General features: G+C 73.2%; 8 protein-coding genes and 1 pseudogene. 7 read left to right on the top strand and 2 right to left on the bottom strand.

What is annotated here, in order from left to right:
- Positions 1–78 precede the first annotated feature (78 nt).
- Entirely contained in the window at positions 79–552 is a 474-nt protein-coding gene (gene mce / locus ACTMS2_RS22205) for a methylmalonyl-CoA epimerase (protein WP_363899270.1), read from the bottom strand.
- Positions 553–612: 60 nt separating this feature from the next.
- Between mce and ACTMS2_RS22200 the strand changes: the two genes are divergently transcribed.
- The 6 genes and pseudogenes from ACTMS2_RS22200 to ACTMS2_RS22175 all read left to right on the top strand — a co-directional run.
- Positions 613–1,812, top strand: a complete 1,200-nt coding sequence (locus tag ACTMS2_RS22200; RefSeq protein ID WP_441177100.1) for an acetyl-CoA C-acetyltransferase — start codon at positions 613–615, stop codon at positions 1,810–1,812.
- Between the two features lie 102 nt (positions 1,813–1,914).
- Entirely contained in the window at positions 1,915–2,850 is a 936-nt protein-coding gene (gene meaB, locus ACTMS2_RS22195) for a methylmalonyl Co-A mutase-associated GTPase MeaB (RefSeq protein WP_441177120.1), read from the top strand.
- Between the two features lie 93 nt (positions 2,851–2,943).
- On the top strand, positions 2,944–3,357 hold the full coding sequence (locus tag ACTMS2_RS22190) for an Asp23/Gls24 family envelope stress response protein (RefSeq protein ID WP_441177099.1): 414 nt from the start codon (positions 2,944–2,946) through the stop codon (positions 3,355–3,357).
- A gap of 108 nt (positions 3,358–3,465) precedes the next feature.
- Positions 3,466–5,154, top strand: coding sequence for an acyl-CoA mutase large subunit family protein (locus ACTMS2_RS22185; protein WP_357723613.1), 1,689 nt, complete (start codon positions 3,466–3,468; stop codon positions 5,152–5,154).
- Positions 5,155–5,379: 225 nt separating this feature from the next.
- The gene (locus ACTMS2_RS22180; RefSeq protein WP_441177098.1) at positions 5,380–6,297 is read left to right on the top strand and encodes a tetratricopeptide repeat protein; all 918 of its coding nucleotides are present in this window, start codon (positions 5,380–5,382) and stop codon (positions 6,295–6,297) included.
- Positions 6,298–6,407: 110 nt separating this feature from the next.
- Positions 6,408–7,323, top strand: a pseudogene (locus ACTMS2_RS22175) (arginase family protein); the annotation flags it as partial.
- A 1,396-nt stretch (positions 7,324–8,719) separates the two neighbouring features.
- On the opposite strand, the gene ACTMS2_RS22170 reads toward ACTMS2_RS22175, so the two are convergent.
- Positions 8,720–10,681: a penicillin-binding transpeptidase domain-containing protein gene (locus ACTMS2_RS22170; protein WP_441177097.1), complete on the bottom strand. Its 1,962-nt coding sequence runs from the start codon at positions 10,679–10,681 to the stop codon at positions 8,720–8,722.
- 286 nt (positions 10,682–10,967) lie between these two features.
- Between ACTMS2_RS22170 and ACTMS2_RS22165 the strand changes: the two genes are divergently transcribed.
- Positions 10,968–16,034 (top strand): NAD-glutamate dehydrogenase, encoded by a 5,067-nt coding sequence (locus ACTMS2_RS22165; RefSeq protein ID WP_441177096.1) that lies wholly within the window; start codon positions 10,968–10,970, stop codon positions 16,032–16,034.
- Positions 16,035–16,053: the final 19 nt, after the last annotated feature.

Genomic DNA, 16,053 nt, shown 5'->3' with positions numbered 1-16,053 from the left:
GGTGGAACCGCGCAGCGGCGCGCTCGGCGGGGCGGTGGGCGCCGGCCCCCGCGCAGGTGACGGGGGCCGGCGGTGGGGTCAGTGCCCGGCGGCGGGCTCGACGAGTTCGACCAGCACCCCGCCGGCGTCCTTCGGGTGGACGAAGTTGACGCGCGAGTTGGCGGTGCCGCGCTTCGGGGTGTCGTAGAGCAGCTTCACGCCCCGCTCGCGCAGCTTCGCGCAGGCGACGTCGATGTCCGCCACGGTGTACGCCACCTGCTGCACGCCCGGGCCCTTCTTGTCGAGGAACTTGGCGATGGTCGATTCCGGGCTCAGCGGGGCGAGCAGTTGCACGCAGCCGCCCTCGGCGTCCGGGCCCACGGCCAGCATCGCCTCGCGTACGCCCTGCTCGTCGTTCACCTCGGTGTGCACGCAGCGCATCCCGAAGGTGCGCTGGTAGAAGTCGATCGCGGCGTCCAGGTCGGCGACGGCGACCCCGACGTGGTCGATGCGGCGCAGGCCGATGTCTGTGACATAGTCGGCAGCGGTCTCGACGGGGGAGTTCTCAGCCATGGCGCTAGTCTGACCGAACAATCGTTAAGGCGTACAGGTCGGCACCCCTCGGAGGCAGGCATGGCTTCGGTGATCGTCAGCGGCGCGCGGACCCCGATGGGGCGCCTGCTGGGCAACCTCAAGGACCTCCCGGCGACCAGGCTCGGTGGCGTCGCGATCAAGGCGGCGCTCGAGCGGGCCGGCGTCGCCCCCGAGCAGGTCCAGTACGTGATCATGGGGCAGGTGCTCCAGGCCGGCGCCGGGCAGATCCCGGCCCGCCAGGCGGCGGTCGAGGCCGGCATCCCGATGTCCGTACCGGCGCTGACCGTCAACAAGGTCTGCCTCTCCGGCCTGGACGCGATCGCCCTGGCCGACCAGCTGATCCGCGCCGGCGAGTTCGACATCGTCGTCGCCGGCGGCATGGAGTCCATGACCAACGCCCCGCACCTGCTGCTGGGCCAGCGCGGCGGCTACAAGTACGGCGACGTGGTGGTCAAGGACCACATGGCGCTCGACGGGCTCACCGACGCCTGGGACAGCTGCGCCATGGGGGAGTCCACCGAGCGGCACAACGGCCGGCACGGCATCACCCGCGAGGAGCAGGACGCGTTCGCCGCGACCAGCCACCAGCGGGCCGCCGCCGCGCAGAAGAACGGCCACTTCTCCGAGGAGATCACCCCGGTCGTCATCCCGCAGCGCAAGGGTGACCCCCTGGTGATCAGCGAGGACGAGGGGATCCGGCCGGACACCACCGCCGAGTCGCTGGCGAAGCTGCGCCCGGCGTTCGCCAAGGACGGCACGATCACCGCCGGCAGCTCCTCGCCGATCTCCGACGGCGCCGCCGCCGTGGTCGTCATGAGCAAGGCCAAGGCCAAGGAGCTGGGGCTGACCTGGCTGGCCGAGATCGGCGCGCACGGCAACGTCGCGGGCCCGGACAACTCCCTGCACTCGCAGCCGTCCAACGCGATCCAGCACGCGCTCAAGAAGGGCGGGCTCGGCATCGAGGACCTGGACCTGATCGAGATCAACGAGGCGTTCGCCCAGGTCGGCATCCAGTCCACCCGTGACCTCGGGGTCAGCCCGGACAAGGTCAACGTCAACGGCGGGGCGATCGCGCTGGGCCACCCGATCGGCATGTCCGGCGCCCGGCTGGTGCTCACCCTCGCCCTGGAGCTCAAGCGCCGGGGCGGCGGCACGGGCGCGGCGGCGCTCTGCGGCGGCGGCGGCCAGGGCGACGCCCTGATCATCCACGTCCCGGCCCCCGGCGAGAGCGGTCACTGACCGCGGTCCGGCCGACCCCGTAGAGGCAGCACAGTGAGCGAGATCGTCGACGACGTCCCGGCGGCGGGCGCACCCCCGGTGCGCCGCAGCCGGGACGTGCCGATGCTGGTCGAGCGGGCCCGGGCGGGCGATCCGCGCGCGGTGGCCCGGCTGATCACCCTGGTCGAGTCGGGCGACGAGACGCTGCCGCGCATCGCGGCGGCGCTCGCCCCGTACGCCGGTCAGGCCCAGGTGGTCGGGCTGACCGGCTCGCCCGGGGTGGGCAAGTCGACCACCACCAACGAGCTGGTCCGGGCGCTGCGTGCCCGCGGCCACCGGGTGGGCGTGCTGGCCATCGACCCGTCCAGCCCGTTCACGGGCGGGGCGATCCTCGGCGACCGGGTCCGCATGCAGGACCACGCCACCGACCCGGGCGTCTACATCCGGTCGATGTCCAGCCGGGGCCACCTCGGCGGGCTGTCGGCGGCGACGCCGCAGGCCGTGCGGGTGCTGGAGGGCGCCGGCTGCGACGTCGTGCTGGTGGAGACCGTGGGCGTCGGGCAGGCCGAGGTGGAGGTGGCCTCGCTGGCCGACACCACGCTGGTGCTGCTCGCCCCGGGCATGGGCGACGCGATCCAGGCGGTCAAGGCCGGCATCCTGGAGATCGCCGACGTCTTCGTGGTCAACAAGGCCGACCGGGACGGTGCCGACGCCACCTACCGCGACATCCAGGGCATGATCGCCCTGGGCGAGCGGGGTCCGGGCGACTGGCGGCCGCAGGTGGTGCGCGCGATCGCCTCCCGGGGCGAGGGCATCGACGACATCGCCGCCGCCATCGACAAGCACCGTGCCTGGCTGGTCGAGCACGGCGAACTGCGCCGCCGCCAGGAGGCGCGGGCCGCCGCCGAGGTCGAGGCCATCGCGCTGGGCGCCCTCCGCGCCCGGATCGGTTCCCTGCGCGACGGTACGGAGCTGCCGGCGCTCGCCGCGAAGGTGGCCGAGGGCTCTCTCGACCCGTACGCGGCGGCCGACGAACTGCTCGCCCAGATCGCCTCCTGAGCCGATCGCGCGTCCACTGCGGACGGCGTCCGCCTAGTACGCTCGCACCGCCTCGCCCCGACGGCGCGGGGCGGTGCGACGTATGGGGAGATCATGGCTGACGAGGCGACGCAGGAGCTGTCGGTGGCACCGGGCGCGGTGGCGGGCGGCAGCACGCACGTGTCCGACGAGGTGGTCGAGAAGATTGCCGTGGCCGCCGCGCGGTCCGTGCCCGGGGTGGTCGAGCTGGGCGGGGACGTGGCCCGGTTCTTCAACGCGGTGCTCGACAAGGTCGGGCTCGACCAGGTCGGCGACGCCCGCCGCGGCTGCTCGGCCCACGTCACCAACGGCGCGGCGGTGGTCAACCTGGTCATCGTGATCGAGGCCGGCCGCGCGGTGCCGCAGGTGACCGGCGAGGTCCGCGCGCAGGTGACGGAGGCGGTCGAGGCGTACGGGTTGCGGGTCGACGAGATCAACATCAGGGTCGACGACGTGGCCCTGGGCGGTCCGGCGGCACCTGTCGCGTGAGGCGTCGGGCGGTCCAGGTTACCTGCCGGTACGAACTTACTTAGCGATCGTTCAGGTCGGGGCTCTACACTCGCAGTGCAGTCGAGGACTCGAGGAGGAGCCCCGCGGATGAACGCCGACGAGATCGCCGCCGGACGGGCACGCTGGCAGGCCCGCTACGACGCCGCGCGCAAGCGGGACGCCGACTTCACCACGCTCTCCGGGATGCCCGTCGACCCGGTCTACGGGCCGCCGGAGGGTGTCGCCTACCCGGGCTTCGAGCGGATCGGCTGGCCGGGCGAGTACCCGTACACCCGGGGCCTGCACCCGACCGGCTACCGCGGGCGGACCTGGACGATCCGGCAGTTCGCCGGGTTCGGCAACGCCCAGCAGACCAACGAGCGTTACAAGATGATCCTGGGCGCCGGCGGCGGCGGCCTCTCCGTCGCCTTCGACATGCCCACGCTGATGGGCCGGGACTCCGACGACCCGCAGGCGCTCGGCGAGGTGGGCCACTGCGGCGTCGCCATCGACACCGCCGCCGACATGGAGGCGCTCTTCGACGGCATCGACCTGGCCGGGGTCACCACGTCGATGACCATCTCCGGGCCGGCGGTGCCGGTGTTCTGCATGTACCTGGTGGCCGCCGAGCGGCAGGGCGCCGACCTGTCCAAGCTGGACGGCACCCTGCAGACGGACATCTTCAAGGAGTACATCGCGCAGAAGGAGTGGCTCTTCGACCCCGAGCCGCACCTGCGCCTGATCGGCGACCTGATGGAGTACTGCGCCCGGGAGATCCCGCGCTACAAGCCGCTCTCGGTCTCCGGCTACCACATCCGCGAGGCCGGCTCGACCGCCGCGCAGGAACTGGCGTACACCCTCGCCGACGGCTTCGGCTACGTCGAGCTGGGCCTCTCCCGGGGACTGGACGTCAACGTCTTCGCGCCCGGCCTGAGCTTCTTCTTCGACTCCCACGTCGACTTCTTCGAGGAGATCGCGAAGTTCCGGGCCGCCCGCCGGATCTGGGCCCGCTGGCTGCGCGACGTCTACGGCGCGACCAGCGAGAAGGCCCTCTGGCTGCGGTTCCACACGCAGACCGCCGGGGTGTCGCTGACCGCCCAGCAGCCGGTCAACAACGTGGTGCGGACGGCCGTCGAGGCACTCGCGGCGGTGCTCGGCGGCACCAACTCGCTGCACACCAACGCCCTGGACGAGACCCTGGCGCTGCCCACCGACGAGTCCGCCGAGATCGCCCTGCGTACCCAGCAGGTGCTGATGGAGGAGACCGGGGTGACCAACGTGGCGGACCCGCTGGGCGGATCCTGGTACGTCGAGGCGCTCACCGACAAGATCGAGGCCGAGGCGGAGGAGATCTTCGCCCGGATCCGGCAGCTCGGCGGGGAGGGGCCGCACCAGATCGGGCCGATGACCTCCGGCATCCTGCGCGGCATCGAGGACGGCTGGTTCACCGGCCACATCGCCGAGTCCGCCTTCGTCTACCAGCAGGCGCTGGAGAAGGGCGACAAGCGGATCGTCGGCGTCAACTGCCACACCGGCACGGTCGCCAAGGACCTGGAGATCCTGCGCATCTCGCACGAGGTGGAGCTGGAGCAGCGCCGGGTGCTGGCCGAGCGGAAGGCCGGCCGCGACGAGGCCACCGTCAAGGCCGCGATCGAGCGGATGGTCGCCGTCGGCCGGACCGACGGCAACATGATCCCGGCCATGCTGGACGCCGTGCGCGCCGAGGCCACCCTCGGCGAGATCTGCGACGCCCTGCGCGCCGAGTGGGGCGTCTACCGCGAACCGGCCCGCTTCTGACCCATCCCGTTCCCGGCCCCGTCCCTCCGTCAGCCGCACACTGCGACCCCTGTCTCCCGCGCCCCCGCCAGTACCGCGCAGTCCGCGTGCCGGGGGCGCGGGCGCACGGTCGCGGCAGTGCCGGCCGGGAGGGCGGGGCAGGGGGCGGGAGCAGCCGTGACAGTCGCAACTGTCGCCGTCGCGGTTGATCTGAGTTCGGCGGGTCGCGTGCGAGACTAGGTAACCATGAGCGACCCACGGATCACCTCGTCGATCTTCACCCGCGGCGCGGTCGACCTCAGCGCGCTGCGCACCCCCGCACCGGCCCCCGCCCGCCCCGCCACCCCGGCCCAGTCCGCCCCCTCCGCCGACTTCCCCGGCGCCGCCGGTGGCGGCGTCGCCGTCATCGACGTGAGCGAGGCGACATTCCAGTCCGAGGTTCTCGAGCGCTCGCTCACCACACCGGTGATCGTGGACTTCTGGGCCGAGTGGTGCGAGCCGTGCAAGCAGCTGAGCCCCGTGCTGGAGCGGCTGGCCGCGGAGGGCGGCGGCGCCTGGGTGCTCGCCAAGGTCGACGTGGACGCCAACCCCCGGATCGCCCAGATGTTCCGGGTGCAGGGCATCCCGATGGTCTACGCGGTCGTCGGCGGCCAGCCGATCGACGCCTTCTCCGGGGTGGTGCCCGAGGCGCAGCTGCGGCAGTGGATCCAGGCGGTGCTCAAGGCCGGTGGCGTGAGCGTCGAGGAGCCGGAGGACCCGCGCCTCGACGAGGCGGACGACGCCCTGATGAGCGGCGACCTCGACGCGGCCGAGCGGGCGTACCGCAAGATCCTCGCCGAGTCGCCGGCGGACGCCGCGGCGGAGGCGGGCCTCGCCCAGGTCGGGCTCGCCCGCCGGGTGGCCGGGGCCGACCCGGGCGCGGCCATCGCCGCCGCCCAGGCCAACCCCGACGACGTCGAGGCCCAGCTCCTGGCCGCCGACATCGAGGTGCTCAGCGGTCAGGCCGAGGCGGCGTACGCCCGCCTGGTGGGCCTGGTCCGCCGCACCGCCGGCGACGAGCGGGAGAGGGTACGCCAGCACCTGGTCGGCCTCTTCACGGTCGCCGGGCCGGAGGATCCCGCGGTCGCCTCGGCGCGCCGGGCCCTGGCCAGCGCCCTGTTCTGAGCACCCTTGTTCCGGGCCCGCCCTGTTCCTGAGCGCGCCCGGAACCTGTAGCACGCCAGCGCGGGCCGGCGTTCCGGCCGGCCCGCCCGACACATCGAGGACGGGAGCCCATGATGCGCCGGATCGCCGTCCTCGACGCGCCCAGCAACCTCGGCCTGCGCCCACCCACGTCCACCTCGGTCCCCGGCTGTGGGAAGGCCCCGGGCGCGCTGCGCGACCAGGGGCTGCTCGCCCGGCTGCGCGCCCGCGACGCCGGCTGCCTCACCGCGCCCCGCTACGACCCCGGCGACTGGCGACCGGGTGACGGCGTGTGCCACGCCCGGGAGATCGCCGACTACTCGGTGGCGCTCGCGGAGCGGATCGGCGCCATCATCGACCGCAGCGAGTTCCCGCTGGTGCTCGGCGGCGACTGCTCCATCCTGCTCGGCTCGGCGCTGGCCATGCACCGGCTCGGCGAGGCGGTCGGCGGGCGCATCGGGCTGGTCTTCGTCGACGGGCACTCCGACTTCCGGCACCCCGGCAACGCGTCCTACGTGGGCGCGGCAGCCGGCGAGGACCTCGCCCTGGTCACCGGGCGGGGGCAGGCCGACCTGGCCGCCATCGAGGGCCGTCGGCCGTACTTCCGGGACATCGACGTGGTGGTGCTCGGCATCCGGGCGCAGGACGAGTACCGCCTGGACCTCCAGGCCGCCGGGATCACCACCCGGCCGGTGCCGGCGCTGCGCGCCGAGGGCGCCGCGCGTACGGCGCAGTGGGCGCACGAGCAGCTCGCCGACTGCGCCGGCTACTGGGTGCACATCGACGTGGACGTGCTGGACCCCGCCGTGATGCCGGCCGTCGACGCCCCCGACCCGGGCGGGATCGCCTTCGCCGAGCTGGAGATCCTGCTCGCCGGCCTGGTCGACACTCCGCACTGCCTCGGCGTCGAGCTGACCGTCTTCGACCCCGACTACGACCCCGACGGCTCGTACGCGGCCGAGATCGTCAACACCGTGGTCGCCGGGCTGCGTCCGGTCTCCGCGCCGGCGGCGGCGCCACCCCGACTGCTGCCGGGCCCGTCGACATCCGCCCGCTCGGCCGGCCCGTCGTCTGTCGCCCCGGCCGGCCGTTCGTCCGTTGCCCCGGCTGGCCCCTCGTCGGATCCGTCGGTGGGCCGATCGTCTGCCGCCTCGGCCGGGCCTTCCTATCCCGCCCTCGCCGGCCCTTCCTCTGCCGCCTCGTCCGGCGGCCCTTCGTCGGTCCCCTCGGCTGGCCCCTCGTCTGCCGTCTCGGCCGGTTTGTCGTCGGTCCCCTCGGCGCGGCGGGGCAATGGCCGTCCAGAGGTCCCCATGCCCCCGTCCGTCGCCGGCCCGTCCGTCGCTGGCGCGTCCGCCGCCGACCCGGTCGTCGTCCCCGGTCCGGAGCGCGACGGCGACCGTGGCGCGGGCGGGGCCGAGGAGGTCCCGTCAGCTCCGCCGGGGGCGGTCGGATCGCTCGGGGCGGTGGTGCCGCTCGGGCCGATCGGTGCGGACGGGTCGGGCACTCCGGTGCCCGCGGCTGCCGCTTCCGACGACCCGGCCGCGCCGGAACCCGTCGGCCCGCCCGCCTCCGCCGGACCGGGCCTGCTGCGTCGGACGCCGCTCGCGGACCTCGACCCGGACGACCCGCTGCCCGCGCCCGAGGACGGCACCTCGCCGTCCGCCGCCGGCATCGCCTGACCGCCGGACCTCCCTCCGGACCGGACCAGTCGGCCGCAGTCGTCCTCCGTCGGGCGGGATCTGCCGGAAGCCGCCCATGCGGCGGGGCGTCGGGGACCGTGCGTCGAGGCCGTGATCGGTCCCGACCGGCTGGTGCCCATGCGGCGGGGTGTCGGGGACCGTTCGTCGAGGCCGGGTCCCGGGCGCTGGTGGCGTGCAGCCGTCCCGGCCGTCTCCTGCCGTGGCGCCGCTGGTGCCTGCCCGCGCCCAGTCGGGATGACGTCCGGCGTACGTGGGTCATGGGTGGAACGCCAGGGGTGTCACCGACGGGCTTTGACACCCCTGAGGTTCCACCCATGGCTGCCGGACGAGGGGCACCGTGCGGCTCAGCCACAGCGACCTGCGCCAGCAGACGCGTCGCGGCCCGGTCGGTGTGTGTGCCCCGTCCGTAGGGGCAGCTCGACAGCGTCACACGGGCAGGGCAGTCACGGCCCTCGCCCTCGATGACGAGGCCAACGAGGACCCGGCTCGGCTACCGTCCAGGCAGACGCCGCCGACGGCCCCGGGCGGGCACGGCGTCGGGTGAGGCCAGTGCCGGGCGAACACGGTGCCGGGCGAACACGGTGCCGGGTGCCGACGGCGTCAGGTGAAGACGGTGCCGGGTGCGGCTGCGTGCGGTGGGTGGCGGAGGGCGGGGGCCGTCCGGCCAAGGACCGGTGGGCGTCCGGCCAGGGACCGGTGGGCTGTCAGCGGCCGAGGGCGCGGAGGAAGCGTTCGGCGGCGGGGACGGCGGTGGCGGTGCTGGCGCCGCCCTTCTCCACGAAGACCGCGAACGCGACGTCGCCCTGCCAGCCGACGAACCAGGCGTGGGTATGGGCCGGGTTGTCGTCGTACTCGGCGGTGCCCGTCTTGCCGTGCACCGGCGCGCCCGGCACGTCCCGCAGCGCGCTGCCGGTGCCGGCCGTGACCACCTCCCGCATCATCGCCCGTACGGCCTGCACCGACTCCGGCTTGAGCTGCGGGCCGGGGGCGGCGGGCTGGGCCGGAGCCGGGTCGAGCACCAGCTTGGGCTGCTCGAAGCCGCCCCGGGCGACCGCCGCGGTGGCCGACGCCATGGCGAGCGGGCTGACCAGCGTCGTGCCCTGGCCGATGGCGGCGGCGGCCTGCTCGGTCGCGCCGCCGTTCGCCGAGACCTTGCCGGTGAAGGCGTCCAGGCCGACGTCCCACTGCCCCTCCAGCCCGAGGGAGCGGCCGGTCACGGCCAGCCCGTCGGCGCCGAGCTTCGGTGCCAGCGCGGCGAACGCGGTGTTGCAGGACTTGGCGAAGTCGGTGCGGAACGGCACCGCGCCCAGCACGAAGTTGTCGGAGTTCTTGAACGGCCGGCCGTCGACGGTGAACGTCTTCGGGCACCCCACCGTCGCGTCGGGCGTGACCGCGCCCCGGTCGAGCAGGCCGAGCGCGCTGACCATCTTGAAGGTGGAGCCCGGCGGAACCTGGGCGGTGAAGGCCAGGTTCTCCCCGGCCGCCCCGGGGCCGTTGGCCGCGGCGAGCACCGCGCCGTCGCTGATCCGTACCGCCACCAATGCCGCCCGGCGCTTCTCGGCCCGCAGGGCGGCGTCGGCCGCGTTCTGGGTGGGCACGTCGAGAGTGGTCTTCACCGGCTGCCCCGGCTTCGGCTCGCTGCGGAACACCTCGGTGCCGGTGGGCACCAACGTGCCGTCCGGGCCGGGACGCTGCGTGATCACGGTCAGCCCCGCCGCGCCGCGGAGCCGCTCGTCGTGGCGGCCCTGGAGGCCCCCGTGGCCGACGAGGTCGCCGGCCTCGTAGCGGTCGGGGTGCCGGGCGAGGTCGTCGGCCTGCGCCGGGTCGACGGAGCCGAGCACCGCCCGGGCGAACTCGCGGGTGGGGGCCAGGTCGAGCTTGTCGCTGCGGAACTTCGTGCCCGGCAGGTCGTAGATGCGCGCCTTGATCTGCCGGTACGCCTCCTCCCGCAGGGTCACCACCTCGACGAACGCGCCGGGATCCGCGTCGGCGAGCCGCTCAGGCAGGTCGGTGAGGTCCACCGGCGGGGTGATCGCGGGCCGGATCGCCCGGAACGCCGCGTCCAGCCTGCGCGTCAGGCTCGCCGCGTCGGTGACCTCGCTCGGTTGGAGCCCGACGCGCACCACGGGCCGGGGCGCCACGATCGGCTGACCGGCGGCGTCGAGCACCGCGGCCCGGGTGGCGGTGTCGCGGCGCAGCCCCAGCCGGTCGCCCCGGGTGAGCTGCTCCTGCACCAGCTGCGGCTCCCAGATCACCCGCCACTCGTCGCCGCCGCGGGTGAGCCGCACCGGGCGCTCGTACGCCCAACGGGTCCCGCCCGGGAGGGCCCAGTCGACCTTGACCACCGCGGTCGCGACGTCCTTGGTCACCTTCGCCTCGCCCCGGCGCGTCAGCGTGGGCGGCGTGGCCGCCAGCTCGCCGGAGAGCTCCTTGAGCTCGCGGACGACGTCGGCCGCCGGCACCTTGGCGCCGGTCGGGTCGACGAAGCCGACGGCCTGGAGGTCGCCCGAGCGCCAGCCGGCGAGGAACGCGTCGACCTCGCGCTCCGGGCCGTCACCGCCCGAGCACGCGGTGAGGGCGCCGCCCGCGAGCGCGGTCGCGGCGAGCAGGGCCAGCGCCGGGCGGAGCCGGTTGCGGCGGGGGCGGCGAGGGTACGACAGGCGCATGGAACGGATCTCCGATCTCGGAACTGCCCTGCACGCTAGTACGGCGGCGCCGTCCGCACCGTCCCCCCGCACCGGGACGTGCGGAAAGAGAGGTCGGTGACGGGTGATGAACGACTGGAGGCGGGGTACTCCCGAACCGGCCAACCTCGTACCCGCAACGGGTGAAAGGACGAAGTCCGGAACCGGACGTCCGCACTGAGGTCCGCCGAGCAAGGGGCGGAACGGCAGGGCCTAGGCTGGGCGGCAGAGTGACCCACAACGCGGTGGGTCGAGGGGAGTGGCACCGATGGACCGGCGTCCGGCGATCAAACCGGGACCCGACCTCCGGCAGGATGACACCAGCCGGGACGACAGCTTCGATTCGGCGACCGACGGGGACGGCTTCGGCCGGCTCGACACAGGAGTGACCGGGATGACCGGTTCGAGTATCGACACCCTCTACGACCTGGGTCTGCCCGCCAACGCGCTGGCCGACGACGTGGAGGACAACGAGCTCGACGAGCCCGTTCCCAACGTGGAGCGCCTGGTCGCCCAGGCGGTCGCGCTGGCCGGCGACGACCACGACGCGGCGACCCTGGTCAGCCGCTTCTGGCGGTTCGCGCCGGACGAGGAGCTGATCGGCTTCACCGCCGAGGAGATGCTGGAGGCGGCCCGCGCGCACCGCGACCTCGCCCAGCAGCGGGTACCGGGCGAGCTGAAGCTGCGCATCCACGAGCCCGACGCCGACCAGCACCACACCGTCATCGAGATCGTCACCGACGACATGCCGTTCCTGGTCGACTCGGTGACCGCCCTGCTCAACTCGCACCACCTGGACGTGCACCTGCTGGTCCACCCGCTGGTGGTGGTCCGGCGCGAGCCGCTGGGCCGGCTGGTCGAGGTCTCCGCCGACGTCGAGCCCGACGACGCCATCGCCGGCGACATCGTCGAGAGCTGGATGCACATCGAGGTCGACCCGGTACGCGACGCCGCCGAGCGGGACCGGCTGCGCCGAGAACTCCAGCGGGTGCTCACCGACGTGCGGGAGGCGGTGGAGGACTGGCCGAAGATGCGCCAGCGGGCCCTCGCCCTCGCCGACGAGCTGGCCGCCGCGCGTACGTCGGACAACCGCCCACCGGTGCCGGAGAAGGACATCACGGACTCGGTGGAGCTGCTCCGCTGGCTCGCTCACGACCACTTCACGTTCCTCGGCTACCGGGAGTACCGGCTGGTCGACACCGCCGGGGACGGGGAGCGGGGCAGCGGTCAGGCGCTGGAGGCGGTGCTCGGCACCGGGCTGGGCATCCTGCGTCAGGACTCGCCGGAGGCCCGGCCGCTGTCGTCGATGACGCCCGAGGCGCACGACAAGGTCACCGAGAAGCGCCTGCTGATCATCACGAAGGCGAACTCGCGGGCCACCGTGCACCGCTCCGCCTACCTCGACTACATCGGCTTCAAGGTCTTCAACGAGGCCGGCGAGGTGGTCGGCGAGCGCCGCTTCCTCGGCCTGTTCTCCACGGCCGCGTACCGGACCAGCGTGCAGGAGCTGCCGGTGGTGCGCCGCAAGGTGGCCGAGGTGCTGGACCGCTCCGGCCTCAGCCAGCGCAGCCACTCCGGCAAGGACCTGCTCCAGATCCTGGAGACCTATCCGCGCGACGAGCTGTTCCAGATCAAGACGGAGGACCTCTACCACGCGGTGATCGGCGTGCTGCGGATGGCCGGCCGCCGGCAGCTGCGGGTGTTCCTGCGCCGCGACGCGTACGGGCGGTTCATCTCCTGCCTGATCTACCTGCCCCGGGACCGGTTCACCACGCAGAACCGGCTGCGGATGCAGGACATCCTGCTGCGCGAGCTGAACGGCGTCGGGGTCGACTACACGACCCGGGTCACCGAGTCGATGCTCGCCCGGGTGCACTTCATCGTCCGGACCGACCCGACGAAGGTCCCCGGCGACATCGATGCCGACCTGCTGGCCGAGGAGTTGGCCGACGCCACCCGGCTCTGGGACGACGACTACCGGCTGGTGCTGGAGCGCAAGCTCGGCGACGAGCAGGCCAAGCACCTGTTCACCCGCTACGCCGACGCCTTCCCCGAGGGCTACAAGGACGGCCACACGCCGTACGAGGCGATGAAGGACCTGGCGAAGCTGGAGCTGCTGGAGGAGCCCGGCCAGCTGGAGATGCACCTGTTCCGCAAGCAGCTCGCGCCGCGGGCCGGCGGGCGGGGGCCGGACGTCGACGAGGCGATGGACGTCCGCTTCAAGGTCTACCGCTACGGCGAGCCGATGATGCTCTCCGCCGTGCTGCCGGTGCTGCACTCGCTCGGCGTCAAGGTCGTCGACGAGCACCCGCACGAGGTGGACCGGATCGACGGTCGGGTCTACCTCTACGACTTCGGGTTGCGGCTGCCCGAGGGGCACCAGGAGCTGGCCGAGGTGCGCCCGCACGTGGAGAACGCCTTCGCGGCGGCGTGGCGGGGCGAGGCCGAGGTGGACGGCTTCAACGAGCTGGTGCTGCGCGCCGGTCTCACCTGGCGGCAGGTGGTGGTGCTGCGGGCGTACGCGAAGTACCTGCGCCAGGCCGGCACGGTCTTCTCCCAGGAGTACATGGAGCAGACCTTCATCGCGTACCCGAGGATCGCCGCCCTGCTGGTGGAGCTGTTCGAGGTGCGGTTCGCGCCCGGCGAGGACGGCCACGAGCGGCGCCAGCAGCGCAGCGCCGAGCTGGTGGGCGACATCCGGGCCGCGCTGGACGACGTCGCCAGCCTCGACCAGGACCGGATCCTGCGCGCCTACCTGACGATGATCCAGGCCACCCTGCGCACCAGCTTCTACCAGAAGCGCTCCGACGGGCGGCCGAAGTCGTACGTGGCGCTCAAGCTGGACCCGCAGGCGATCCCGGACCTGCCGGCGCCGCGGCCGAAGTTCGAGATCTTCGTCTACTCGCCGCGTTTCGAGGGCGTGCACCTGCGGTTCGGGCCGGTGGCCCGGGGCGGGCTGCGCTGGTCCGACCGCCGCGAGGACTTCCGCACCGAGGTGCTCGGCCTGGTCAAGGCGCAGATGGTGAAGAACGCCGTGATCGTGCCGGTGGGCGCGAAGGGCGGCTTCGTGCTCAAGCAGAAGCCGGGGGACCGCGACGAGGCGGTGATCTGCTACAAGGAGTTCATCTCCGCCCTGCTCGACGTCACGGACAACATCGTCAGCGGCGAGATCGTGCCGCCGGAGGACGTGGTCCGCCACGACGGCGACGACCCGTACATGGTGGTCGCGGCGGACAAGGGCACGGCGACGTTCTCGGACATCGCCAACGAGATCTCCACGGCGCACAACTTCTGGCTCGGCGACGCGTTCGCCTCCGGCGGCTCCGCCGGCTACGACCACAAGAAGATGGGCATCACCGCCCGGGGCGCCTGGGAGTCGGTGAAGCGGCACTTCCGCGAGATGGGCCACGACACCCAGACCCAGGACTTCACCGTGGTCGGCGTCGGTGACATGTCCGGTGACGTGTTCGGCAACGGGATGCTGCTGTCGGAGCACATCCGGCTGGTGGCCGCGTTCGACCACCGGCACATCTTCCTGGACCCGGACCCGGACGCCGCGTCCTCGTACGCCGAGCGGAAGCGGCTGTTCGACCTGCCCCGCTCGTCGTGGGAGGACTACGACCGGGAGCTGATCTCGGCCGGCGGCGGGGTGTACCCGCGTACGGCCAAGTCGGTGCCGATCTCGGCGCAGGTCCGGGAGCGGCTCGGCCTGGACGCCGACACCGAGCAGCTCTCCCCGCAGGAGCTGATGAAGGCGATCCTGACCGCGCCGGTCGACCTGTTCTGGAACGGCGGCATCGGCACGTACGTGAAGGCGTCCAGCCAGACCAACGCGGAGGTGGGCGACAAGTCCAACGACGCCATCCGGGTGGACGGCCGGAACGTGCGCTGCCGGGTGGTGGGCGAGGGCGGCAACCTGGGCTGGACCCAGCTCGGGCGCATCGAGTACGCCCAGACCGGCGGGCGGATCTACACGGACTTCATCGACAACGCGGCCGGGGTGGACTGCTCCGACCACGAGGTGAACATCAAGATCCTGCTGAACACGGCGGTCGCGGACGGAGCGCTGGACCTGCCCGAGCGCGACGAGCTGCTCGCGGGGATGACCGACGAGGTCGCCGAGCTGGTGCTGCGGGACAACTACGACCAGGCCCGGGCGATCAACAACGCGCAGGCGCAGGCCGCCTCGCTGCTGCCGGTGCATCGGCGGATGATCACGGATCTGGAGCGTTCCGGCGCGCTGGACCGGTCCCTGGAGGCGCTGCCGCCGGACGACGAGCTGGCGGTGCGGACCGAGTCCGGGCTGACCGCGCCGGAGTTCGCGGTGCTGCTCGCGTACGTCAAGATCGTCCTTGAGACGGAGATCCTGGCCGAGGGGCTCGCGGACGAGGAGTGGACGACCGACGTCCTGGTCAACTACTTCCCGACGCCGATGCGGGAGCGGTTCGCCGACCGGATGGGCCAGCACCGCCTGCGCCGGGACATCGTGACGACGGTGCTCGTCAACGAGGCGATCAACCGGGGCGGCATCTCGTTCGTCTTCCGGGTGGTCGAGGAGACGGCGGCCTCGGCGGCGGACGTCATCCGGGCGTACGTGGTGGTCCGCGAGGTGTTCGGGCTGCGCGCGCTCTGGGACGCGGTGGAGGACCTGGACAACAAGGTCGACCCCGAGTTGCAGACCAGCGTCTACCTGGACACCCGGCGCCTGCTCGACCGCGCGGTGCGGTGGCTGGTGACCAACCGCCGTTCGCCGATCGACGTGCCGGCGGAGATCGCCCGGCTGCGCGACGGGGTGGCCCGACTTCTGCCCGACCTGGAGGAGCGCTTCCACGGCAGCGAGCGGGAGTCCCTCGCGGCGCACATCGACTCGCTCACCGAGCGGGGGCTGCCGCGCGACCTGGCCGAGCTGGCGACCCGGCTGATGTACAGCTTCGGCCTGCTCGACGTGGTGGAGACGGCGGCGAGCAGCGGGCGGGACGTCGGCGAGGTGGCCTCGGTCTACTTCGTGCTCTCCGACCGCTTCCGGGTCGACTCGCTGCTGTCGAAGATCTCGCTGCTGCCGCGTGAGGACCGCTGGCAGACGCTGGCCCGGATGGCGTTGCGCTACGACCTGTACGCCGCGCTGGCCGCGCTGACCGTGGAGGTTCTCGACTCCACCCCGGGCGCCCTGTCGCCGCAGGAGCGGGTGTCGCAGTGGGAGCAGTCGAACGCCACCTCGATCCACCGCGCCGAGCGGGCGATGGGGGAGTTCGACGAGTCCCGGGCGGACCTCGCCGCGCTGTCGGTGCTGCTGCGCCAGATCCGCACCCTGGTGCGGACCTCCGCCGCCGCCTGACGCGTACGGCGGACGGCCC

This window comes from Micromonospora sp. SD12 (assembly GCF_052068495.1).
Lineage (GTDB): Bacteria > Actinomycetota > Actinomycetes > Mycobacteriales > Micromonosporaceae > Micromonospora > Micromonospora echinofusca.
This window is presented reverse-complemented; position numbering and strand designations above follow the sequence as displayed.